Consider the following 20,898-nt stretch of genomic DNA (forward strand, 5'->3'; position numbering starts at 1 on the left):
CAGTGCTTGTGGGGGAAGCGCCTAAGCGCACTTTTGATATCGTGGCGCCTTTTTACATGCCACCGGAAAAACCGAAAAGGGCCTATTTTCGGTTCGTCGCCATGTGGTGGTTATGTCTCATCAATGTTGCACGCAAGTCGCATATTCACCCGACGAACGGTCTGCTGGCGGACGCGGCCAGCGCGGGCGGCCAGGATGGCAAACACCTGCAGGTGAAGGGCCTTAACCCAGTTTCGGTAGGTACGGTCGGCGTCCTCAGCCAGCCCAACCTCGCGCATCTGCTCGCGCACCGTGGCCCCATACAGGTAGCGCAGTTGGGCCAGCTTGGCCAGCGTAGCCCCGCGCGGATCACGCCGCTCCAGCTGGACCACTGCCGCGTCAACCTCTGCTGCCGCGTGATCAAGGCCTGCACCGCTGACCAAAATTCGCGAACCGGATGAGCCTCCGCGCGGTGCAGCTCCCTTCCATTCCATGATGCTGCCCATTTGACTGCCCAAGCTGGCATCCAGCCCAAGCTGCCCACGCCGCTCTCCCCAATGCTTCATCAGCTCGGCCACCAGACGCAGGCGTTCGGACTGGTCGATAAGTGCCGCCATATCGATGCGGTGCAGCGCGTGATCCACCTGCCCCTGTAGGCGCAATCCTTGGTCCTTCGTCATCGCCAGCCCTCCCCGGCCAGTACCCAACACGCATTTGGCAAACCCAACACAAACCCAACACACTCAAAACTCAATGAATTCAATGGATTGGAAGTAACTGTGTTGAGTGTGTTGGGTGTGTTGGGTTTTTCAGGGTTCGCATAGAGATTTCCTCCCCGTTCGATTTCAGCGATTAAAAAAAATCGCGCGCGCGCGCGTGCGCACAAACCCAACACACCCAACACACATACCCCCAAAGCCACAGATTCCGGGGCCTGAATGTGTGTTGGCTTACCGAAACCAACCCAACACAAACCCAACACACCCAACACACTTAATGGCAGAGTCATGCCGCAAGCCTCTTGATGTGGTCCCAACTGTCGACGTTCCAGCCCGCCAGCTTTGCTCGGGCACGCCACTCGACAACGGTCTTGCCCAGCTCGGCCGACTTCATGGATGGGGGCAGGGAAGGATCACCCTCGCTGGGCACAAAGAACGCCGCAAATCGGCGAGAGCTGCCATCAGTCCAGGGGATAGGGCGTGTCTTCTCCACCTTCGCGCTTAACATCAGCGAGAACTTCGTGTGGCTCATGGAGTTCTCTTTGTTGTGGGAGCACCACTCAAGGAACATGGCGTACACATCGGAAGTCAGGCAGCAGCCCCATAGACCGTGCCCCAACTCGCCGTTTCGCCAAAGGTAGAAGAAGGTCTGCCAAGCCGTGCGACTCAGCTCAACAAGCCTCTGGCGGGCTTCAGTTTTTGGCGGACGCGTGCGCTGGTTGAAATCCCCAAGGTCGACATCGAGCAGCCATCCGTACAAGGCAGCCACCCCACCGTTGGCCAACTCTCGGGCAATAACCTTTTGCCTTTCGGCGGGCAGAGTCTCCAGTGGCCACATCACTAGCATCCGGCGGTCGTCTTCACTGATCGGCCATGGCATGATCTCGTTGCTCAAGAACGCCGAGTTCATGTGGTTGGATTCTTCCCAGCCGTTGATGAACTTGGATTCCATGCGCACCGTCTTACCGGTGATCATGTGCTTGATCTTGCCTACCTGGTTGTAGCGCTGGTCACGGCTCACCACCTCTTCAAACACGGCCCAAAGCTTGCCGCTTTGCCAGGCGTTGAAATTGCCCTCCAGCTGTGCCTGGCCAACCGTGGCACCGTAGCGACCGTATAGCTCGCCCATGATGTCCGCGAACAGCAGGCTTTTGCCCGAGCCTTCCATGGTTGAGTGGAACAGAATCGCGGTGTCCATCTTTGCGCCCATGTGCTGCAACGGATAGGCCAGCCACTTGACCAGCCAATCCAACGCTTCGGCGTCATTGTTGCAAAGGAACGAGATCAGCCACCGCAGGTTCTCGCACGCAGCATCGTCACGGACCGGCTCAAGCGGCAAGCCCTCAAAAGTGTTGATGTAGATAGCCGGGTCCTTGGTCATCGTTGGGTCGAACACGATGTGATCGACGTCCACCACCCGCCGTTCCGGGCTGTTCAGCCAGAGCTGATAGGCATCCCCCAAGGCCATCTTGACGCTGCCCTCGGGCAACCGACGCTTCTTCTCACGATCCCAGGCCTCTTTTGTCCCATCGATGTAGATGTACCGGTCGAGCGGTTCAAGCTTCAGCGCTCCACCCTTCTTGCTGGACATCTTCCGGGCCTGCTCAAGCTCTTGCACCTGCTCGAAAGCGATGAGCTTCTTGTCGGTCCGCTCCATCCACGCTTTCGAGAGTGGCTTGCCGACCAAGGCCTCGAAGCCTGTCCGCTTCATCGACCGTCGCTTGTCGAAGTCCCATACGTTCGTGGAACCTTCGACCAGGGCAAATCGGCGCATTGCAGCATCAATGTCCAGGGCATCTCCCCCCGGCCCCCCGGTGGCCGAGGAGTCGGCCGGGCTGATGGCCTCGACGTCTGATGGGGTGCGGGGAAGATGCTCGACATTGCTATCGACGACCGGAGGCAGCTCGGCCGGCTCCACTACCGATGGGGCACGGGGAAGTTCGCCCAATGGCGGCGGTGCCGGCGGACGTGACTTCGCGTCAATACCCAGGATCCGAGCTGCCGCCCTAGTCGCAGCCTTCTGGTCGCCGTCGTGCTCCAGGATGCAGAACACATCGAATGCATCATTCTTGTGTCCGTTCGCCAGCGGGTCCGAGGTGTGATGCGAGTAAAGCTTGCCCTCCGTGATTGTCACACCGGGTATGCCTGAGCTGCTGTGCGGGCTCAACCACTTCCCATCGACGCGCTTGTAACCGTGCGCCTCAATCATCGTTGCGATGTCATGGATACGATTGAATTCAGGGATGACCTCGGGGAGCCGCTCACCAGAGCGTGCTGTAGCTGTTGATGGTTTGGCCATGGGACGAGCTGCAGGCACAGGTGTTGCCGCCTTCGGTTTCCAAGGGCAAACGGCCTCCCCCTTCGGTTTGAACTCATCCCAGTCCTGCCAGATTGCCAACAAGTCGTCAGGCAGCTCTGGCAAGCCATCAGCTGTCGGAGGGGTACGCCATGTGTATGGTTTGTGCGTGCCCGGGTGAATGGATGGGGGCAATACGTCCTGCACCAGGCCACCCCGCAACTCGAACACCGTCACTTTCTTGAAAGGCTCAGCCGCCATGCGGAAAGCGGCCTCGCGACCTGCATCCCCGGCGTCCATGGCAGCTTTCACTTGGACCATGAGCCCTTTGTAGATGGTGCCATCCGGGTCGTTTCTGTTTGGCCAAACCAAGGCGTGGCGACTCAGTTCCACCCCCTCAGGGACGCGGAACATCACGCGGAATCGTTCAGGGTTGCCCACGGAGGTGGGGTACGCGTCTGCGAGTGCGTCGACATCGAGCCCAAGCGTCTGCTGCAGCACCTGCCGGGTTAGCTCGACATCGTCAACATCAAGCGAGCAGACACGACTCGGCCCAAGCACAACACCGAGGTTGTGGTTCGGGCTCGCAGTCCAGAACGCTTCAGCTTTCGAGGCATCCGTGAAATAGCCACCAGGCTTGTTCCATCCGGCACCCTTCGGCCCCTTTTCACCCGGTTCGATAGGAACCAGAGCCAGACCGAAGGTTTCAATGTAACGCCGCGCCCAATCAGCTGTGGTAGGAGTTGGGCGTTCGCTCATCTCCGGCGCTCCCGCAACTCTTGGCAATCGATGCAGGTTTCGCAACCGGAGACTGACAATTGACGGGCCAGCGGGATGGGCTCATCGCAGTCTTCGCAGATTTGCGCGCTTGGCTTGACCGGAAGCCGCGCAAGACGCTGCAGCGACAACTGGAGGAAATACTCAGCGCGGTCATTGGCAAAATCGACGGCATCAGCCATGGCTTGCGTCCTCCATGGCTTCGCGCGCGCCCGCCATGATGGCGAGAACTTGTCGGATGACTTCCATGCCCCGCTGCTCCAGATTCAACACCTCCGCCAAGGTCCAAACGTTGTCCGAGGCACCATCATGCAGGCTACCCACGAACTGACCGGACTCGGCCAGAAGCTTCGCAACCGCCTGCAAGGCATCGTTGGTAGCAGGCACAGGCTTGGGGCGATACCAGACCGCACCGGCAGGACGAACCAGCGCATCAAGCAGCCGAGGATCAGCGGTCCACTGCACGATCTCTTCCAGTTCGTCAGGGGTTGGCCAGCGGCGGTCGTCGGCATGGTGCAACTTCTTCTGCAGGGCATCCACCTCGAGCCCCATGTCGAAGGCCAGCCTGGTGATACCGCCGTGATAATCACGACCCGCGCGATAGAGCGCTTGTCGCAAAGTGAGTACCGGACCTGCGCCCGGCAAAAGATCAATCCTGCTCATAACCGTAAATCCTCGGTTTACGGCCTAGTCATAGGATCATGTAAGACCTATCCTACGACCACGACCTGTGTGCTGTGCCTTGCGTGCTGTGCGGGCATGGCATGTGGTAATAGTCGTCCGGCTGAACTTGTGAGAGAGGCCACCGGCCGACGAGAGTGATGGTGCTTCGTACTGTCATAGCTGGGCTGGGAGGTGAGAGTCCTGGCCCAGCGTTCTTACCCCTTTCCTTGCCTCAAGTATCCCCAGTCAATGTCCGGTCGCAGCGATTCACAAGTAACCTCTCCTCCCGTTTCTCGATCCAAATTGACAGCCAACCCCGCACCTGCGCGGCGGTTCCCATAAGCCACTTGCTTCAGTTGGCCGACCGATGTTCCGCAGTGCCGTGCGAGGGCGTCGACCCCTTCCTTGTCTATCGTTTTCAAATATTCGCTAAGCGTCATAGACACCTCCAATGCCCAGCAGATTAGCAATTGCTAATTATGAAGGCAATAGCAACTCGTAATTTACTGTTTGCTAACGGAAAGCAATCATCTGCAGATGGACATTAACGAAAGGCGCATCGCCTCCCTCCGTACGATCATGGGGAACCTGAGCCAGAAGGAATTCGCCGAGGCTCACGACCTAGACGCGTCGTACCTGTCGCAACTGCTCAACGGCCATCGCAAGCTGGGGGAAAAGGCTGCGCTTAATCTCGAGCTCAAGATTGGGCTTGCAGCAGGGACGCTGACATCTCCTCCAATGGAGGAACCCTCCATCGCAGCCCCAACCAACGTGGTTCGCCTGCCCACCAGGGCAGCAAAGGACAAGAACTACGTTCTGATTCCGCATCTCGATGTCGCGGCTTCTATGGGGCATGGCAAGGCAGCCCCGGAAATGCACATTGAAGTCATCCGCGACATGACGGTTCACCTAGACTGGCTCAGGATGCAGGGCCTAAGTTTCTCCAACATCGACAACCTGGCGATCATCACTGGCGACGGCGACAGCATGTCTGGCACATTCGCAGACGGTGATGCCCTGCTTGTGGATCGCGGGATCACCGAAGTGAAGACAGACGCAATTTATGTCTTCACCCTCGATGGCGATCTCTACATCAAACGCCTGCAGCGTCTGACTGGGGGCCAGCTCCGAATGATCTCCGACAATCCTATCTACCCGCCGATTACCATCGACGAGTCGATGATCGAGCGGATGCATATCCAGGCCCGTGTCCTACTGGCCTGGAACGCGAAAAAGCTCTAACGCCTTCTCGGGTTGTGTCCTACCGGCCATCCGCCGGGGCGCAACCACGCCCATGCAATTTAGCATCTGCTATTGAACAATTATTTAGCTTTTGCTAATTTCAGCTTCGTGCCCCTCTCTCACATCAAGGACACGAAGAATGAAATCAGCACAGCACAACGGATCGGTAGCAATTCTGATCCATCCAACCGCCTGCAGCAGCGTGGCAAAAATACAGGCATTCCAGCGCAGCACTGGCTTGCAGCTGGTCGTCACGCTCGAAGGTAAAGCCCATGCTGTACCTGCCAATGGGGGTGCTGCATGAGCGAATTCAGGATCTCCCTTCGCCAGATCATGCTGCTGCAACGCACCTTGGATAACGGCGGCACTGCGACCTGCAAATTGCAGCGTCCCGAAGCCACGGTCGATGCACAGATCGAGATCGAAAATGACAGTACGCATCACAGCATCAAGGTGACCCTTGGGCCGCTTTGCAGCAGCCTGAAACTTCCGCGCGCCCTCTCCACCAAGTGCCAGTCCTTGAGAGATTTTGTGCAGGACATCGCGAATGGCCGGGCTGACTCCGCAGCCCAAACGGAAGAAGCGCTTGCTCTCATGGAGGCGCAAGTCAGCGTTGAAGAGGTCCTGCAGACGGGTCAGACAGCCTACGTTATCGCCACCGTAAACCGACAGCTTCCCCTTGGCGCCGTGGTGACTGACGACCAGGGCGATGTCTGCGCTGCAGTGACGGGAGCCACTAAAGAGCAGCTCGCAGCAGCAGTCCGCGCGAAGCTTCGGCCCAGCCCTGACGGTATCGGGAAATGCGCATGAGTACGCTGGAACAGCTCCGCAGCGAGTGGACCACCCCCTGCCCAACGCTCACTGCCGTCAGAGAGCGATATTTCCCCCACATCGGGTCAGACAGGCGGTTCAAAGAGCTGATCAACAAAGGACGTATTGATCTTCAGCTGAGCAAGATCGACAGCTCGAAGAAAGCCCAGCACGTGATCTACCTGCACAACCTTGCCGCTTATCTCGACCGGCAGGCCGAACGCTCTACCCAATCTGCCTGACCAGGCGGCCCCGGCCATCAGGGGCATATGGCCTCCGCCGACTCTCACACCAACGGCGGAGGGCTGCATTTGGAGCACAGCACATGCAACCGCATCAACAAGTTCTTGCCCTGGGCATCATCTTTCTGGTCACCCTGGCCATCCTGCCTTTCCTGTTCGCGAAAGCTCGGCATCGTGCCTTCAACAGGGGCCTGGAAATCGGGAAACAGCGTCTGCAGGCCGATCTGAAATTGCAGATACAAAGCCTGCAGGTGGACCTGGACGAAGCGCGAGTTCAAGCCGAGGCGAGCCAGCGCAAGCACCACATGGCTGTAGCCCATCTCAAAGGCAACGTCCGCGAGCTCGAAGCCAGGATCATGTCGTATACCGGACTGGCAGTGACCAGGGCGGATTACGAGCTGCTCATCAGCGCCTTGGAAACCCTGAGCCTCACCGAGCGGACGTTAACCGCAATGAAGGCAACTCAGCAGGCATCGCGTGCCAGGCTACAAGCCGCAGGACTGGACGGTCTGGCTAAACGCATTCACACCCAACTGCGCGAAACCCCAGCCAGTGCCGCAAGCGCTGAGGTGGCAGCATGACGACCGCTCAACACATCAACGTTGCAGGCGCGCAGCAGCAGGCCCTTCCCTTCCAGCGGGAGCTGTACGTGGATCTGTTCGCAGGCGCGGGCGGAGCCAGCAGCGGCGGCGCACGCGCCTATCGCGACCCGGATGTGGCCATAAACCACAACCCTATTGCTATCGCTGTTCATCGAGCTAATCACCGCAAGACCCGACATTACATCAGCGACATTTACGAAGTTGATCCACTGAAGGCAACCGGCGGCCAGCCAGTTGGCATCCTGTGGGCTTCACCGGACTGCCGGCACTTCTCCAAGGCCAAAGGTGGCGCGCCACGCAGCAAAAGTGTTCGCTCCTTGCCATGGGTCGTTGTCCGCTGGGTATTTGCGACACGCCCGCGCCTGTTCCTCATGGAGAACGTCGAGGAGTTCCAGGCTTGGGGACCGCTGGACGATGCTGGTAAACCGCTCAAGACCGAGATGGGCCGCACCTTCAGGGCGTTCGTATCCTGCCTTACCACCGGCCTGCCTGCCGATCATCCCGACATGGCGGAAATCATGGACTGCATCGGCCAGTGGGTTCCCATGGAAGCTCTGGTGCGCGGCCTAGGCTGCAACGTGCAATGGAAAGAACGCCGTGCGTCCAACGCTGGGTCACCGACCATCCGCAAGCGCCTGTTCCTGATCGGTCGCACCGATGGCCGTCCCATTGTGTGGACCAAACCCAAGAGACACGAGAACCCTCAGGCCGACCAGTTGCCATGGCGAACCGCGGCGGAGTGCATCGACTTTTCCGACCTGGGCAAAAGCATCCTCGACCGCAAGCGCCCGCTGGTAGACAACACCTGCCGCCGGGTCGCGAAGGGATTCTGGCGGCACACCGTGCTGGCCGAGCAACCGTTTGTCATCCCGTTGAACGATCGGCAGCTGGCTGCCGCCAGCCTCACCGAGTTCGCCAACGCGAGCAACCAGCGAACCTTCAGCATTGCAGAGCCTTTGCGCACCCAAGTTGCCCAAGTGAAGGGTGGCCACTTCGCCATGGCAGCAGCACACCTCACGCATCTGACCCACCATGGTGAGCGCTCGGGTTATCCTGTCACAGAGGCAGTTCGAACCATTACCGGAGCAAACCGGGGCGAACAGGCAATGGCCACTGCCGCCATGGTGACGCTGCGCAAGGGCTGCACCAGCAGCAGCCTTTTGCAGCCCGTCAACGCCCTGACCACAGGCAGCGGGCAACACGCTTTGGCCGCGTGTCACTTCGAGCAGGCTAACGGCGGGTTCTACAACGGTGACGGGCGGGCTGCAAAGGCTCCACTGAGCACCATTCTCGGACGAGGCACTAATCAGCGGCTGGCCACCGCCTACCTGGTGAAGTACTACGGCACGGGCGGGCAGTGGCAAGGCGTGGAAGAGCCTATGCACACGCTGCCAACGAGAGAGCGCATGGCGCTGGTCACCATCGTGCAAGTGCCAGCCGCCATTCTGCCGCCGGAACTGATGGAGCGAGCCCGGAAGTGCGCCCATTTCCTGCACACCTATCTGCCCGAGCACTTCCCTGAGTCGGCCGACCTGGTGCTGTTGGGCGACTACGCGGTGGTCGACTTCACCCTGCGCATGCTGAAGGCGCCAGAGTTGAAGCTTGCACAGGGCTTCAGCCCTGACTACATCCTTGATCGAGGGCTATTCGAGAACCAGCGCACCGGCGAGTTGGAGTGGCGCGCCATCAGTAACACCAACCAGATCCGGCTGATTGGCAACAGCGTATGCCCCGACGAAGCGGAAGACCTGATCGCCGCAAACGCCAAAGATCTGATCGATCTGTACCAGCGGGAGGCCGCATGAGCACGCATCACCATGATTGGTACATGAGCGAGGCAGACGACGGCGGCCTGTATCACTGCCGGAAATGCAGGCGCACCCATGATGGCTCAGTCCCAGAAGCTCACGGCTGTCCGGTGTCAAACGCCGAGCACAATGCAGCCGCTTGGCTCGGCCAGGCCGGGCTGTACCGCACCCGGTTTGACGCCGTGCGCAACTTCGAGCAGTCCGTCAGGCCTGTTTCCGCAGACGAACTGTTCGATCTGGCTAGCAAACAGGTACTGAGCCAGCTCAACGAGGGCCGCCAAAGTGCATAAAGCAACAAGCATCTGGCAACTGGTCAGCCTGATCTTGGCCTGCGTGCTCATCGCTGCCCTGGTCCAACCGCACCAGCGCCCGACTGTAAACATTCCGGAAAGCACGTTACCGACTGTTAACAACATCACCGGCTACGAGCACCTAGCACTAAGCCCGAACGCCCGCCGCCCCCATGAGAGGTATTCGCTGTGACCACCTCACGGACCTACACCCCTACGACACGCACCCCAACAGGCATGCAGCCCCTCTGCCGGGCGGCGATGTCCGTTATGTGTGATGTCTGCAACAAGCCGCGAACCAAAGGTAATCACGAGAGTTGCTCGAAGGTCCGCCAGGCAGCTGGCTTCATCATCAGCCGGAGGGCTACAGCATGACTATCGACATCATCAGACTGAAGGCACTCGCCACTGCTGCTGCCGCAAACCAATACGACTCCGCCGCGCTGAATGACTATGGGACGGCACTACCGCCCGCGACAGTGTTGGGCTTGATCGCCGAGATCGAGCGCCACCGCCATATAAACGCCGAGGGCTGTAAGCCCGACAGCAATATCCAGCTCTCCGGCCTCCCCTGCGCCGGTGCAGCGTCTTGCCACAGCCTCGACAAAGCGGAGGGCGAGCAGCCCGACCTCAACTTCCAGCTTCTCCTGTTGGCCGAAAGATCCTGCTCCCTACTGGAGGACTGGGTCCAACACACCAGCGTGAGTGACCAGGGCCTCAACGACCAGATCAAGGAGACCCGCGAGCTGCTTGAGGAACAGAGCCCAACCTGGAGCACTGCAATCCGAGACCTGCTGGCTGAACGGCGCCGTCAAGTTCGCGAAGAGGGCCACACCCTTGAGCGTGACGACCAATACACCACGGGGCAACTCGCCCAGGCTGCAGGCGCCTACGCATTCTGGGCAGATCCTAGGGGCGCTAGCCAAGACGATCACATCGACTACCTCAATTCAAGACCAACAGGACTCTGGCCTTGGGCGAAAGAGCACTGGAAGCCAACCAGCCCGCGATTGATGCTCATCAAGGCCGGCGCCCTGATCTTGGCCGAGATCGAACGCCTGGATCGCCAAATGGCACGTGAGGCGCAGCCATGAACGACACCAACCGAATGGTTAGTGTGCCCAATGAGCTGCTGGAGCAAGCCCTTGACGCAGCAGCAGCTGTTGGCATGCAGGACGTAGCTGATGAGCTGGATCGCATCCTAACTCCAACAACTGCGAAATCGGCCGAGCTAATCGACGTGCTGCCAACGGTGGGAGTCGAAGGCGACCAACTGGTTATCCGCATCACCACCGAGTGCCTCTTACACGCAGTCACTTGCTCACCGGAATGGCCGGTCGACTACAGAGGCGCTCCGATCAGCATCCAGAACGGCACGTTATTGATACAGGAAATCATCCACGAACTGCAGCGTGAGGATGAGCAAGGTACTAACCACATGCATCGTTTGCTTGACCAAGCCGCACTGGACGCCATCAACAATGGCAGCGAGGCAGTGAGTTATGACTGAGCGCACCAGGCCACCCATGGCCTCACACAGCCTCGATCTGCCTGCCATCTGCGATGTATGCGGCAAAGGCAGGTCGACTAGGCGACACTCGAAATGCAGTCGAATCCGCCAACTGCGCGAGAGCGATAAATGGTCAGCCTACATGGCTAATGTGGCGGCAAAACGAGCACTGGGGAGGCGTGCATGAACACCGCTTTCGTTCTAATGGCGCAATACAATGGCAAAGCCATTATCTCAATAGAGCAGGTATGCACCGACTATTTCACGCACTTGACGCCTGATATGTTTCAAAGAAAGGTGCTGGCCGGACAAATCCAGCTTCCGATAACCAGGCTCGAAGCTAGTCAGAAAAGTGCCAGAGGCGTGCATATCGCTGATCTGGCCATGTACCTGGACCGACAAAGGGAAGCTGCGCGGCTTGAATGCGCGCAGTTGAACAAACCTCTACGCGCAAGCTAACTAGCCTACCCGGGCGCCGAGCTTCACCGGCGCCTGGATAATCTGGTCCAACCACTTCCAGCCCTTATACACGTCTCCTCGACCGCGCAAATGGGTATAACGCCGCATCGAGTTCCAATCGCGATGGCCAGATACACTCGAAACTCTGGGTATATCCCAATCCATCTCGAACAGCCGGCTCACACCTTCGTGGCGTAGATCGTGAAAGTGCAGGTCCTCGATACCTTTCATCTTGCACGCTTTAGCCCAAGCAGTACCGACCGAGTCAGTGTTGTACGGGAATATCTCCGGGCACTCCCTCGGCATGCTCTGCACAATCTGCCATGCCTCATCTGGTAAGTGACACCAGACATCATTACCCAGCTTCTGACCGGGGTTTTTCATATCCCGCACTTTCACTGCTTTCCGGTGCTCATCCAGATCGTCCCAGAGGATGCGCGTGATTTCGTCCATTCGTCTTGTCGAAAATATCGCGAACGCCACCACCTTAGGCATGTGGATGACTGACGGCCTGCGCTGCAGCATCTCGAAGAAGTGCTCCATCACTTTATCGAGCTCATCCAATGTAGGCCTGCGATCTCGCTCGCGGCTCCGCATGTTGTAACCGAACTTCTTCAGGACGAGACGAGCGTCGGACATTGCCAAGGGATTGATCTCATACCCCCAAGCCGCCCTGGCCAAGGAAAGAACCGAACCCAGGTGAGCCAAATCATTGCCGGCAGTCTGAGGCTTTACGGAGCCACCTTCTGGCCCCATGCGCCAAAGCGCATAATCCACCAGGACCTGCTGGCCGATGTCCGAATCGACCTTCTCCCCCAAGTAGCTCTTCTTGATGGCATTGAGAGTAAGCCGCTTGGTTTCACCGAGAGGCCGGGCTTTCTCCGCCTCGATCAGGTAGCGCTCGATCATCTCCTTGACCGTGTGCCCCTTGCGGCTGGCCCGCTCGATCGCACCAGGTACCGCCAATTCGGTCTCTCGTCGCTTCGCCCAGGCTTGAGCAGCCTGCTTGCGGGCGAATGTCTGGGCTTCTTGGTAAACTATGACACCCTTTTTCTTGAGGCGGATCTGGACGGTGTAGCTGACCGTCCCATCGGCCTTTTTCCTTGCTCTGATCGTTGCCATGATTTTCGGTGGCCCAAGCGTGAGTGGCGGTGGTACATCGTACCACTGTCACACCAAAAACGCCCAAAAACGCCCAAAAATGGTACAAAAATGCGTAGACCAGAATGCCCCTAGAATCAGCCTCAAAGCCACAAACCACGCGCCCTGAGCCGTCACGCCGCTTCAGCGTTGCACCTATGATGGACTGGACAGACCGCCACTGCCGCTTCTTCCTGCGCCTGCTCTCCAGCCAAACCCTGCTCTACACCGAGATGGTCACCACCGGCGCCCTTCTCCACAACGACGCCCACCGCTTCCTGCGCCACGACGTCTCCGAGCACCCGCTGGCCCTGCAATTGGGCGGTAGTGTGCCCGCCGACCTGGCTGCCTGCGCGCGCCTGGCCGAGGAGGCCGGCTACGACGAGGTCAACCTCAACGTCGGCTGCCCGAGCGACCGGGTGCAAAACAACATGATCGGCGCTTGCCTGATGGCACACCCGGCGCTGGTGGCCGATTGCGTGAAGGCCATGCGTGATGCGGTGTCGACGCCGGTGACGGTCAAGCACCGCATTGGCATCAATGGCCGCGACAGCTACGCCGAACTGTGCGACTTCGTTGGGCAGGTGCGAGAGGCTGGCTGCCGGAGTTTTACCGTGCATGCGCGCATCGCGATCCTGGAGGGGCTGTCGCCGAAGGAGAACCGCGAAATCCCGCCGCTGCGCTATGACGTGGCAGCGCAGTTGAAGGCCGACTTCCCGGACCTGGAGATCGTGCTCAACGGCGGGATCAAGACCCTGGCCGAATGCCAGGCGCACCTTGAAACCTTCGATGGCGTGATGCTGGGGCGTGAGGCATATCACAACCCTTACCTGCTGGCCGAGGTAGACCAGCAGCTGTTTGGCAGCGCGGCGCCGGTGGTCAGCCGTAGCGAGGCACTGGCACAGCTGCGCCCTTACATCGTGGCGCATATGGCAAGTGGTGGCGCGATGCATCACGTTACCCGGCACATTCTAGGGTTGGCGCAGGGGTTCAAGGGCGCTCGGCGCTTCCGCCAATTGCTGTCGGCGGATATTCACAAGGCCGCTGAGCCGTTGGCGGTGTTTGATCAGGCAGTGGAGTTGTTGCAAGGGCGGTGACAAGGCGGGATTGGGAACCTCGGGCCGGCTTGCGACTCGAATCTTCACCTTTCGCACCGCCCTTCGCGGGCAAGCCTGCTTCCACCGCTTGCCTGCATGGTTTCGACGGCCCTTGAGCGGCCGTCGGGGCTCGGGTAATGTCGAGTCATTGCACAGGACAGAGCACGCCCATGACCTCCAAGCTGGAACAACTCAAGCAGTTCACCACCGTGGTCGCCGACACCGGGGACCTGGATGCCATCACCCGCCTGAAGCCGGTCGATGCCACCACCAACCCGTCGCTACTGCTCAAGGCCGCCGCCATCCCGGGCTATGCCGATCTGCTCACGCAGGTGAAGGCCGATGCCAAGGGCAATGTCGACCTGGCTTGCGACAAGTTCGCAGTGGCCGTGGGCTCGGGCATTCTCAAGGCCATCCCGGGGCGTATCTCCACTGAAGTGGATGCGCGCCTGTCGTTCGATGAAGCGGCTCTGCTGACCAAAGCCCGCCAGTTGATCGGGCTGTATGACGCAGCCGGGGTCTCCAAAGACCGCGTGCTGATCAAGCTGGCCTCCACCTGGGAAGGCATCCGTGCCGCCGAGCAGCTGGAGAAGGAAGGCATCCAGACTAACCTCACCCTGCTGTTCTCCTTCGCCCAGGCACAAGCCTGCGCCGATGCCGGGGTGTTCCTGATTTCTCCGTTCGTGGGCCGTATCTACGACTGGTACAAGAAAAGCACCGGCAAGGAATACGTGGGCGCCGAAGACCCTGGTGTGCAGTCGGTCACGCGCATCTACGACTACTACAAGGCCAATGGCTACGACACCGTGGTCATGGGCGCCAGCTTCCGCAATATCGGCCAGATCGAACAACTGGCCGGTTGCGACCGCCTGACAATCAGCCCTGAGCTGTTGCAGCAGTTGAGCGATGACCAGGGTGAGCTGCCGCGCGTGCTCAAGCCTGGCAATGCGGGTGAACCCAAGCAGCAGCTGAATGAAAGCCAGTTCCGCTGGGCGATGAACGAAGATGCCATGGGCACCGAGAAGTTGGCCGAGGGTATCCGCCAGTTTGCGCGGGACCAGGAAAAGCTGGAGAAGTTAATGGCTGAAAAGGCCTGATACAGTTCGGGTTTGCCTGACGGGCGGGAGGTGTTCAGCATTTTCCGCCCGTTTTGTTTTGCCCTGTTTTAGTTGTGTACTGAATTCCAGGGCCTTTTCGCGGGCTTGCCCGCAAAGAGGCCCGCATAGCCACCCGAGCTGTCGATGACCCCCTCTACCCCATTGCCCCTCGTGCTCGCCGGCCCGGTACTGCGCCGCCTGGAGCCCCAGCGCCTGGCCATCTGGCTGGTCGCCACCCAACCGCTGCAACCCGATTTCATCTGCCCCGCAGGCGAGGCCCAGGTCGATTGCCAGGTTCTCCCGGTCGGCCAGCAGGCCTTCATTCACCTGCTGGATATCCACTTCGCAAATCCCCTGCCCTGCAACCAGCTGCTTGACTACGATCTGATGATCAACGGTCAAGGCATCGCCAGTTGGGCGCCACACTTGCTCTACCCCGGCACCCAGCGCCCAAGCCTGGTGCTGCGCGACCGCCTCGACCACTTGCTGCACGGTTCCTGCCGCAAGCCGCACCACCCCGCTGCCGATGGCCTGTTGTGCGCCGATCGCCTGCTCAAGGCCTGCACAAAGCCCGAAGACCGCCCGGCCGTGCTGCTGATGACCGGCGACCAAGTGTACGCCGACGATGTCGCCGGCCCCATGCTGCGCGCCATCCATACCCTGATCGCGCGCCTGGGCCTGTTCGACGAGCAGCTGGAGGGTGCGGTGGTGCCGGATAGCCAGGCGCTTTACCAGCACCCGGCCAGCTACTACCACCGCGCCGACCTGCTGCCGGCGCAGGAACACAACGACACCTTGCGCGAGCGTTTTTTTGGCGGCAAGCGCAAGCCGATTTTCTCGTCCAGCAACGCCGACAACCACTTGGTGACCTTCGCCGAGGTCATGGCCATGTACCTGCTGGTGTGGTCACCGGTGCCTTGGCAACTGGTGAACCTGGACATGCCCACCGGTCTTACCGACCAGCGCCAGGCCCGTTACCGGCAAGAGCTGCCATTGATCCAGGCGTTTGCCGACAACCTCGACCAGGTGGCGCGGGTGATGGCCCACCTGCCCTGCCTGATGATTTTCGACGACCACGACATCACCGACGACTGGAACCTCTCGGCACAGTGGGAAGAAACCGCCTACGGCCATCCGTTCTCGCGGCGCATTATCGGCAACGCCCTGCTCGGCTACCTGCTGTGCCAGGCCTGGGGTAACAACCCGGACGGCTGCAAGCCACTGACCGAGCAATGCCAGGCGCTGACCAGCCAACACCAGGATGAGCTGATCGACGAGCTGTTGCGCTTCCAGGGCTGGCACTTCAGCCTGCCCACAAACCCGCCCCTGCTGGTGCTGGACACCCGCACCCGGCGCTGGCGCAGTGAAAGCAGTTTGGCCAAGCCGTCCGGCCTGCTCGATTGGGAGGCGCTGAGCGAGTTGCAGCAAGCACTGCTCGACCACCCGTCTGCGGTCATCGTGTCACCTGCGCCGATTTTTGGCGTGAAGCTGATCGAGACGGTGCAAAAGGTGTTCAGCTGGCTAGGCTATCCACTCTTGGTAGATGCCGAAAACTGGATGGCCCACCGAGGGGCGGCGCAGGTCATCCTCAACATCTTCCGCCACTCCCGTACACCGGGGCACTATGTGGTGCTGTCCGGGGATGTGCACTACTCGTTCGTCTATGAAGTGCTGATCCGCCACCGCCAGCGCAGCCCGCACTTGTGGCAGGTGACCAGCAGCGGGATCAAGAACGAGTTCCCCCGGCGTTTGCTGGATGTGCTCGACCGGCTCAACCGCTGGCTGTATTCGCCACGCTCGCCGTTGAACTGGTTCACCAGGCGCCGGGAGATGGAAGTGGTACCGCGTACGCCCAGCCACAGCAAGGCTGGAGAGCGGCTTTGGAACGGGGCGGGGTTGGGGCAGGTGTTCTTCGACGAACAGGGGCGGCCAGTGCGGGTACTTCAGCTGGATGCCGGCGGCGCTGAAGCAACCGAGTTTGTTGCCGGGCGGTAGCCAGGCAACAGGTCAGCTTCGCTCCAGCGCGTTGACCAGGTCATGGAACGCTTCGCGGTTGGAGTCGTTCAGGCCCATGAGGATCTTGTGCGCCTCCAGCACCTTGGAGCGCACCACGTCTTCGTTCTGGTCCTGCGATGGCAGGTCGGTCAGGCATTCCGGGCACGGGATTGGGCGATCGACGATGTTGAACACCTGATCGAAGCCCATCGACTGCAGCAACCGGGAAATGTCTGGATTAGTGGTAACCACAGTCGGCAGCAAGCCCACCTTCTGCCGCGACAGGATCGACAGCTTGGCCAGCAGGCCCAGGGTGGTGCTGTCGATGCTTTCGGTTTCAGTCAGGTCGATGACAATCGCCGAGAAGTTCAACGCCGTGAAAATCTTCTCGATCGTCGCATCCAGCGCCGAACACAGGGTCAGGCGCACTTCACCGACAAATTTCAGTACGAAGGTACCACTCTGCTCGGCGAACTGGATTCTACCGGTACTCATTGAAGGTTCCTGCTCAACACCAATAGGGCGATATCATCCGGCATCTCCCCAAGCGTAGCCAATCCGAATCGTTGACGCAGCCCATCCAAGCTGCCACCTGCTGCCTTGACGATCTCCGGCAAGGCGGTTTCTTTATCTTTGAGCGTGTCACCCGGCAAAAGGTCCAGAATGCCATCGGACATCAGGCTGAGGCTGAACTGCGGTGGCAGCTCCACTACCAGATCCTGGTAGGTGGCCTCCTCGAACAGCCCCACCGGCAGGCCACGGCCTTCCAGGTAGCGGGCATTATCGGGGGTGTACAGCACCGGCAGCGGCAGATGACCGCCCACGGCGTAGGTCAGCAGACCGGACTCTTCGTCGATCACACCGCCGACCATGGTGACGTGCTTGCCCAGCTTGCTATTGATCAGGCCGCGGTTGATATGGCTAAGCACTTCCGACGGCTTGAACTCGCGCATCCTGCTGCGCTTGAGCTCGAACATGAGCCGCGTGGTCATGAACTTCAACAGCACGGTGACAAAGGCCGACGACGCGCCATGCCCGGAAACATCGGCAAGGTAGAAGGCAATGCGCCGCTCGTCCACGCGGAAGTAATCGACAAAATCACCCGACAGGTACAGCGACGGAATGATCTGGTGCGCGAAAGCGAACTCACCGGCTGCCCAGGGGCTTTCCGGCAGCATGTTCATCTGCACCTGGCGACCGGCGGTCTGGTCCTCCTGCAGCAAGTGCAGGCTGGCCTCCAGTTCGCGGTTGGCGGCTTCGAGCTTGTCGCGATAGCGCTGGTTTTCCAGCACCAGGCGCGAACGGTCGAGGGCGCGGCGCACCGAATGCTCGAGTACGGCCAGGTCTTCCAGCGGCTTGATCAGGTAGTCGGCGGCGCCCAGGCGCAACGCCTCCACCGCATCACTCATGACGCCGGCACCAGACACCACGATCACCGGCAACTGCGGCGCGCGCTCGCTGACCTGGCGGATCAGTTCGAGGCCGCCCATCTGCGGCATGCGCAGATCGCAGATCACGAGGTCGGGCTGGTGTTCTTCGAAGACCTGAAGCCCCTGCTGGCCATTACCGGCCTGGAGGACGCTGAAGCCACTGTCTTCAAGATAGGCGGCGAGGCTCGCACGGACCACGTCGTCGTCATCGATGATCAGCAGCGTTGCACTGGTTTTCTGCATGTGGGCGAACGGCGCCGATTTAGGTTGGTGCAGCGGTGTCGGCAAGGCAGACGGCCAGCTACGGGAATTCTTTAGGGTCACACTCTACTTGAGTTGTAGGACAAGAACACCTGCCCGGCAACTCTCCGGCAACTGTCAGAGCTACCTTGTAAGGCGCAGACGGTACTCCCATCCGGCAGGGGTTTCAAGCATGCAAGGGTCGACCTCGCCGCTCTTTACAGGGCAAATCACCGGGAGTTATAAGAAAGTCGACCAGCGCAACCCGATGGGAAGGATGCAGCATGCCCCACACGCCCTCCAGCCACAGCGAGAAACGCGACTTTATCCGTATGCGCCTCGACACCGAGGTCAGCCTGTTGCATGAGGGCCAGGTGATTGCGGCCGTGTGCCTGGACCTGTCCAGCGGCGGCATGCAGGTGCAAGCACCGCAGCGCTTTCTGGTGGGGGATCATATCGAGGTGCGGATCGACTCAGACCACCCGGCGCTGAAAGGGCTGCATGCCAGCACCGAAGTGGTATGGATTGCCGACCAGGCGGGCGGGCAGCAGAAGTTCGGGTTGCGGATTCTGGCGATGCACTGAACCTGGGGCCGCGTTGCAGCCCCAGGCTCACGGATCAGAAGTCGTCTTCGACTTCGCCGTCCTTCACCTTGAACTCGCGGTTCTGCAGGTAGGCGTTGCGAATGAAGATGTACTTGTCACCCTGAATCAGCTTTTCGGCCGACAACAGGTCGGCACGGGTGTCGACCACATCCAGGGCGAAGATCGAGTTGCGCGTCGGCACATGGTCGATGTAGCGGTAGGGTTTGGTGTAGGTGTCCGGGTACTTGGCTACGCCGTCACGTACGGTGCTCGGCCCCAGCAGCGGGATGACTACGTAAGGGCCGCTCGGCACGCCCCAATAACCCAAGGTCTGGCCAAAGTCCTCGTCATTACGTTGCAGGCCCATCTTGGTACCCACATCGAAGAAGCCGCCCAGGCCGAACGTGGTGTTGACGATCAGCCGCGCAGTGTCCACGCCCGCTGCATGAGGCTTGAGCTGCAGCAGGTCGTTGGCCAGATTGGTCACGTCGCCCAGGTTGCGGAAGATGTTGTGGATGCCATCTTCAAGGAACTGCGGGGTGACCGTCTGGTAGCCCTTGGCCAATGGCTTCAGGGCATAGGTGTCGAGGGTATCGTTGAAACGGAAGATCGGGCGGTTGACCGCTTCCCAGGGATCTTCCTCGGTGGCGGCCTGGGTGGCTGCCACGGGCGCCAGCAGCAAGCTGGCACAGACACAGGCCTGGGTGACTCGTTCGATCACACTGGCACCGATCCTACGCATAGATGTCTCTCCATCGAATTTCTCGGCCGCACGCGCAACGGGGCGCGCTGCTGGTAAGGCGGCAGTATAGAGGCTTGCGGCCTGATAAACAGCTTTACACATTTTTGCTCAATATTTTGTGAACAACTGTTGCGCGGGCGAGCCTGTCACAGGCCGGTAACAATCAGCGAATAGCCTGCGGACTATTTGGGGGAAGTTGCCATGGACGCTGCACCTGCATTCACTGCTGTGCTGTTCGGCTTGCGCGGCTGCCTGGTGCAGGCTGCCAATGGCGGCGCCCCCTCACCCGCCCCCGGCGCACTGGCCACCCTCGCCAGCCTGCGTCATCGCCAGGTGCCGTGCATCTGGCTGGATGACCTCACCGCCGCCCACAGCAAACGCCTGGCCCATGTGCTGCCCGACTGGCTGCCAGGGCACCTGGTCAACGGCGTCCGCTGGCCAGCGCCCAATGCCTGCTGGCAGGCCTTGATGAGCCTGGACAGCGAACGCCTGGACGGCTGCGTGCTGGTCAGCGGCGACCCGCGCCTGCTGCAGTCGGGCCTTAACGCGGGCCTGTGGACGGTGGGCCTGGCGGCCTGCAGCCCGCTCTGCGACCGCAGCTCGCAGCAATGGCAAGCCATGAGTACACAGGAACAAGACCTGGCCCGCGGCAAGGCGACGCTGGAGCTGTTCAGCCTGGGCGTGCATTCGGTAATCGACCACCTCGAAGCACTGGATACCTGCCTGCAGGACATCGCGCAGCGCCGGCGCAAAGGTGAAAAACCCTGATACAGCACCTTTGACACGGATCATGCAAAGCGGCGGCAGGTGGATTACGCTGAAGACAGGCCAGAACCTTTGCCGCTTCGCTGAGGTCCATGGCTTGCCAAGCCATTGATGGAGAACTGCCAATGCCTGCCCGCGAATTGCAAGAGCGCCTGAACAGCTTGCGCGAGCAACTGGACCGCAACGTACCGCTTTCGGAAGAAGAGCTGGCCGCGCTGCACGAAGAAGCGCGCCAGATTGAGGCGCAACTGAAACTTGAGGAAGCCACGCCGGACAACAACTTGGTGGATGGCGTGAACCTGGCGATCGAACGCTTCGAGGCCGACCACCCCGACCTCACCGCCACCCTGCGCAGTATTGCCAACTCGCTGCACAGCATGGGGATCTGAAATAGCCGGGGGCCGCTTGGCG

The 20,898-nt window shown here is 60.2% G+C and carries 26 protein-coding genes; 16 read left to right on the plus strand and 10 right to left on the minus strand.

Annotated elements, in window-relative coordinates:
* Positions 1 to 110 precede the first annotated feature (110 nt).
* The 6 genes from D8767_RS19765 to D8767_RS19785 form a co-directional block, all read right to left on the minus strand.
* Entirely contained in the window at positions 111 to 659 is a 549-nt protein-coding gene (locus D8767_RS19765; protein WP_122048386.1) for a hypothetical protein, read from the minus strand.
* The gene (locus tag D8767_RS28830) at positions 656 to 988 is read right to left on the minus strand and encodes a hypothetical protein (protein ID WP_163002511.1); all 333 of its coding nucleotides are present in this window, start codon (positions 986 to 988) and stop codon (positions 656 to 658) included. Before D8767_RS28830 ends, D8767_RS19765 begins: the two co-directional genes overlap by 4 nt.
* Positions 985 to 3,753: a bifunctional DNA primase/polymerase gene (locus tag D8767_RS19770; RefSeq protein WP_122048387.1), complete on the minus strand. Its 2,769-nt coding sequence runs from the start codon at positions 3,751 to 3,753 to the stop codon at positions 985 to 987. The genes D8767_RS28830 and D8767_RS19770 overlap by 4 nt, the downstream gene beginning before the upstream one ends.
* A complete protein-coding gene (locus D8767_RS19775; RefSeq protein WP_019096614.1) occupies positions 3,750 to 3,953 on the minus strand; it encodes a TraR/DksA C4-type zinc finger protein in 204 nt (67 codons plus the stop codon). Before D8767_RS19775 ends, D8767_RS19770 begins: the two co-directional genes overlap by 4 nt.
* Complete coding sequence (locus D8767_RS19780) at positions 3,946 to 4,434, minus strand: phage regulatory CII family protein (protein ID WP_026020311.1); 489 nt, start codon at positions 4,432 to 4,434, stop codon at positions 3,946 to 3,948. The genes D8767_RS19775 and D8767_RS19780 overlap by 8 nt, the downstream gene beginning before the upstream one ends.
* Positions 4,435 to 4,649: 215 nt before the next feature.
* Positions 4,650 to 4,874, minus strand: coding sequence for a YdaS family helix-turn-helix protein (locus D8767_RS19785; RefSeq protein ID WP_019096612.1), 225 nt, complete (start codon positions 4,872 to 4,874; stop codon positions 4,650 to 4,652).
* A 97-nt stretch (positions 4,875 to 4,971) separates the two neighbouring features.
* Here D8767_RS19785 and D8767_RS19790 point away from each other — a divergent pair, with 97 nt between their 5' ends.
* From D8767_RS19790 to D8767_RS19835, 10 genes are all read left to right on the plus strand, one after another.
* Positions 4,972 to 5,676, plus strand: coding sequence for a LexA family transcriptional regulator (locus D8767_RS19790; RefSeq protein ID WP_019096611.1), 705 nt, complete (start codon positions 4,972 to 4,974; stop codon positions 5,674 to 5,676).
* A 139-nt stretch (positions 5,677 to 5,815) separates the two neighbouring features.
* The gene (locus D8767_RS28835) at positions 5,816 to 5,980 is read left to right on the plus strand and encodes a hypothetical protein (protein WP_156676014.1); all 165 of its coding nucleotides are present in this window, start codon (positions 5,816 to 5,818) and stop codon (positions 5,978 to 5,980) included.
* Positions 5,977 to 6,486, plus strand: coding sequence for a hypothetical protein (locus tag D8767_RS19795; RefSeq protein ID WP_019096609.1), 510 nt, complete (start codon positions 5,977 to 5,979; stop codon positions 6,484 to 6,486). The genes D8767_RS28835 and D8767_RS19795 overlap by 4 nt, the downstream gene beginning before the upstream one ends.
* Complete coding sequence (locus tag D8767_RS19800) at positions 6,483 to 6,728, plus strand: pyocin activator PrtN family protein (RefSeq protein WP_019096608.1); 246 nt, start codon at positions 6,483 to 6,485, stop codon at positions 6,726 to 6,728. Before D8767_RS19795 ends, D8767_RS19800 begins: the two co-directional genes overlap by 4 nt.
* 83 nt (positions 6,729 to 6,811) lie before the next feature.
* On the plus strand, positions 6,812 to 7,309 hold the full coding sequence (locus tag D8767_RS19805; protein WP_122048388.1) for a hypothetical protein: 498 nt from the start codon (positions 6,812 to 6,814) through the stop codon (positions 7,307 to 7,309).
* Complete coding sequence (locus tag D8767_RS19810) at positions 7,306 to 9,135, plus strand: DNA cytosine methyltransferase (RefSeq protein WP_122048389.1); 1,830 nt, start codon at positions 7,306 to 7,308, stop codon at positions 9,133 to 9,135. The genes D8767_RS19805 and D8767_RS19810 overlap by 4 nt, the downstream gene beginning before the upstream one ends.
* A complete protein-coding gene (locus tag D8767_RS29330; protein ID WP_256658597.1) occupies positions 9,132 to 9,428 on the plus strand; it encodes a hypothetical protein in 297 nt (98 codons plus the stop codon). The genes D8767_RS19810 and D8767_RS29330 overlap by 4 nt, the downstream gene beginning before the upstream one ends.
* A gap of 371 nt (positions 9,429 to 9,799) precedes the next feature.
* Positions 9,800 to 10,522 carry a hypothetical protein gene (locus D8767_RS19820; RefSeq protein WP_122048390.1) on the plus strand — a complete coding sequence of 241 codons (723 nt, stop codon included), beginning with the start codon at positions 9,800 to 9,802 and terminating at the stop codon, positions 10,520 to 10,522.
* Positions 10,519 to 10,938 carry a hypothetical protein gene (locus D8767_RS19825; RefSeq protein ID WP_122048391.1) on the plus strand — a complete coding sequence of 140 codons (420 nt, stop codon included), beginning with the start codon at positions 10,519 to 10,521 and terminating at the stop codon, positions 10,936 to 10,938. Before D8767_RS19820 ends, D8767_RS19825 begins: the two co-directional genes overlap by 4 nt.
* A 183-nt stretch (positions 10,939 to 11,121) precedes the next feature.
* Entirely contained in the window at positions 11,122 to 11,397 is a 276-nt protein-coding gene (locus D8767_RS19835) for a pyocin activator PrtN family protein (RefSeq protein ID WP_122048393.1), read from the plus strand.
* Here the strand turns inward: D8767_RS19835 and D8767_RS19840 are convergent, their stop codons facing one another.
* Complete coding sequence (locus D8767_RS19840; protein ID WP_122048394.1) at positions 11,398 to 12,519, minus strand: site-specific integrase; 1,122 nt, start codon at positions 12,517 to 12,519, stop codon at positions 11,398 to 11,400.
* A 104-nt stretch (positions 12,520 to 12,623) separates the two neighbouring features.
* Here D8767_RS19840 and dusA point away from each other — a divergent pair, with 104 nt between their 5' ends.
* From dusA to D8767_RS19855, 3 genes are all read left to right on the plus strand, one after another.
* Positions 12,624 to 13,634 carry a tRNA dihydrouridine(20/20a) synthase DusA gene (dusA, locus tag D8767_RS19845; protein ID WP_016714924.1) on the plus strand — a complete coding sequence of 337 codons (1,011 nt, stop codon included), beginning with the start codon at positions 12,624 to 12,626 and terminating at the stop codon, positions 13,632 to 13,634.
* Between the two features lie 170 nt (positions 13,635 to 13,804).
* Entirely contained in the window at positions 13,805 to 14,731 is a 927-nt protein-coding gene (gene tal / locus D8767_RS19850) for a transaldolase (protein WP_016714923.1), read from the plus strand.
* A gap of 144 nt (positions 14,732 to 14,875) precedes the next feature.
* A complete protein-coding gene (locus D8767_RS19855; RefSeq protein ID WP_016714922.1) occupies positions 14,876 to 16,726 on the plus strand; it encodes an alkaline phosphatase D family protein in 1,851 nt (616 codons plus the stop codon).
* Between the two features lie 12 nt (positions 16,727 to 16,738).
* Here the strand turns inward: D8767_RS19855 and rssC are convergent, their stop codons facing one another.
* Positions 16,739 to 17,221 (minus strand): anti-sigma factor antagonist RssC, encoded by a 483-nt coding sequence (rssC, locus tag D8767_RS19860; RefSeq protein WP_009686305.1) that lies wholly within the window; start codon positions 17,219 to 17,221, stop codon positions 16,739 to 16,741.
* Complete coding sequence (gene rssB, locus D8767_RS19865) at positions 17,218 to 18,399, minus strand: two-component system response regulator RssB (RefSeq protein ID WP_016714921.1); 1,182 nt, start codon at positions 18,397 to 18,399, stop codon at positions 17,218 to 17,220. The genes rssC and rssB overlap by 4 nt, the downstream gene beginning before the upstream one ends.
* 281 nt (positions 18,400 to 18,680) lie before the next feature.
* On the opposite strand from rssB, the gene D8767_RS19870 reads away from it, so the two are divergent.
* The gene (locus D8767_RS19870; RefSeq protein WP_016714920.1) at positions 18,681 to 18,980 is read left to right on the plus strand and encodes a PilZ domain-containing protein; all 300 of its coding nucleotides are present in this window, start codon (positions 18,681 to 18,683) and stop codon (positions 18,978 to 18,980) included.
* A gap of 34 nt (positions 18,981 to 19,014) precedes the next feature.
* Here the strand turns inward: D8767_RS19870 and D8767_RS19875 are convergent, their stop codons facing one another.
* Entirely contained in the window at positions 19,015 to 19,722 is a 708-nt protein-coding gene (locus D8767_RS19875) for a VacJ family lipoprotein (protein WP_016714919.1), read from the minus strand.
* A gap of 201 nt (positions 19,723 to 19,923) precedes the next feature.
* On the opposite strand from D8767_RS19875, the gene D8767_RS19880 reads away from it, so the two are divergent.
* Complete coding sequence (locus D8767_RS19880) at positions 19,924 to 20,490, plus strand: hypothetical protein (protein ID WP_016714918.1); 567 nt, start codon at positions 19,924 to 19,926, stop codon at positions 20,488 to 20,490.
* Positions 20,491 to 20,612: 122 nt separating this feature from the next.
* Complete coding sequence (locus tag D8767_RS19885) at positions 20,613 to 20,876, plus strand: DUF4404 family protein (RefSeq protein WP_003248815.1); 264 nt, start codon at positions 20,613 to 20,615, stop codon at positions 20,874 to 20,876.
* Positions 20,877 to 20,898 lie beyond the last annotated feature (22 nt).

Origin of the sequence: Pseudomonas sp. LTGT-11-2Z (assembly GCF_003691445.1) — a bacterium.
GTDB lineage: Bacteria > Pseudomonadota > Gammaproteobacteria > Pseudomonadales > Pseudomonadaceae > Aquipseudomonas > Aquipseudomonas monteilii.

Excerpts from the sequence above, each read along its gene's own strand:
- D8767_RS19875 (WP_016714919.1), bottom strand. The coding sequence starts at position 19,722 with ATGCGTAGGATCGGTGCCAGTGTGATCGAACGAGTCACCCAGGCCTGT.
- D8767_RS19805 (WP_122048388.1), top strand. The coding sequence starts at position 6,812 with ATGCAACCGCATCAACAAGTTCTTGCCCTGGGCATCATCTTTCTGGTC.
- D8767_RS19825 (WP_122048391.1), top strand. The coding sequence starts at position 10,519 with ATGAACGACACCAACCGAATGGTTAGTGTGCCCAATGAGCTGCTGGAG.
- rssC (WP_009686305.1), bottom strand. The coding sequence starts at position 17,221 with ATGAGTACCGGTAGAATCCAGTTCGCCGAGCAGAGTGGTACCTTCGTA.
- D8767_RS19870 (WP_016714920.1), top strand. The coding sequence starts at position 18,681 with ATGCCCCACACGCCCTCCAGCCACAGCGAGAAACGCGACTTTATCCGT.
- D8767_RS19795 (WP_019096609.1), top strand. The coding sequence starts at position 5,977 with ATGAGCGAATTCAGGATCTCCCTTCGCCAGATCATGCTGCTGCAACGC.
- D8767_RS19840 (WP_122048394.1), bottom strand. The coding sequence starts at position 12,519 with ATGGCAACGATCAGAGCAAGGAAAAAGGCCGATGGGACGGTCAGCTAC.
- D8767_RS19775 (WP_019096614.1), bottom strand. The coding sequence starts at position 3,953 with ATGGCTGATGCCGTCGATTTTGCCAATGACCGCGCTGAGTATTTCCTC.
- tal (WP_016714923.1), top strand. The coding sequence starts at position 13,805 with ATGACCTCCAAGCTGGAACAACTCAAGCAGTTCACCACCGTGGTCGCC.
- D8767_RS19790 (WP_019096611.1), top strand. The coding sequence starts at position 4,972 with ATGGACATTAACGAAAGGCGCATCGCCTCCCTCCGTACGATCATGGGG.
- D8767_RS19810 (WP_122048389.1), top strand. The coding sequence starts at position 7,306 with ATGACGACCGCTCAACACATCAACGTTGCAGGCGCGCAGCAGCAGGCC.
- D8767_RS19820 (WP_122048390.1), top strand. The coding sequence starts at position 9,800 with ATGACTATCGACATCATCAGACTGAAGGCACTCGCCACTGCTGCTGCC.
- D8767_RS28835 (WP_156676014.1), top strand. The coding sequence starts at position 5,816 with ATGAAATCAGCACAGCACAACGGATCGGTAGCAATTCTGATCCATCCA.
- D8767_RS19800 (WP_019096608.1), top strand. The coding sequence starts at position 6,483 with ATGAGTACGCTGGAACAGCTCCGCAGCGAGTGGACCACCCCCTGCCCA.
- D8767_RS19835 (WP_122048393.1), top strand. The coding sequence starts at position 11,122 with ATGAACACCGCTTTCGTTCTAATGGCGCAATACAATGGCAAAGCCATT.
- D8767_RS19785 (WP_019096612.1), bottom strand. The coding sequence starts at position 4,874 with ATGACGCTTAGCGAATATTTGAAAACGATAGACAAGGAAGGGGTCGAC.
- D8767_RS19770 (WP_122048387.1), bottom strand. The coding sequence starts at position 3,753 with ATGAGCGAACGCCCAACTCCTACCACAGCTGATTGGGCGCGGCGTTAC.
- D8767_RS19885 (WP_003248815.1), top strand. The coding sequence starts at position 20,613 with ATGCCTGCCCGCGAATTGCAAGAGCGCCTGAACAGCTTGCGCGAGCAA.
- D8767_RS28830 (WP_163002511.1), bottom strand. The coding sequence starts at position 988 with ATGACTCTGCCATTAAGTGTGTTGGGTGTGTTGGGTTTGTGTTGGGTT.
- D8767_RS19765 (WP_122048386.1), bottom strand. The coding sequence starts at position 659 with ATGACGAAGGACCAAGGATTGCGCCTACAGGGGCAGGTGGATCACGCG.
- D8767_RS29330 (WP_256658597.1), top strand. The coding sequence starts at position 9,132 with ATGAGCACGCATCACCATGATTGGTACATGAGCGAGGCAGACGACGGC.
- D8767_RS19855 (WP_016714922.1), top strand. The coding sequence starts at position 14,876 with ATGACCCCCTCTACCCCATTGCCCCTCGTGCTCGCCGGCCCGGTACTG.
- dusA (WP_016714924.1), top strand. The coding sequence starts at position 12,624 with ATGCCCCTAGAATCAGCCTCAAAGCCACAAACCACGCGCCCTGAGCCG.
- rssB (WP_016714921.1), bottom strand. The coding sequence starts at position 18,399 with ATGCAGAAAACCAGTGCAACGCTGCTGATCATCGATGACGACGACGTG.
- D8767_RS19780 (WP_026020311.1), bottom strand. The coding sequence starts at position 4,434 with ATGAGCAGGATTGATCTTTTGCCGGGCGCAGGTCCGGTACTCACTTTG.
- D8767_RS19880 (WP_016714918.1), top strand. The coding sequence starts at position 19,924 with ATGGACGCTGCACCTGCATTCACTGCTGTGCTGTTCGGCTTGCGCGGC.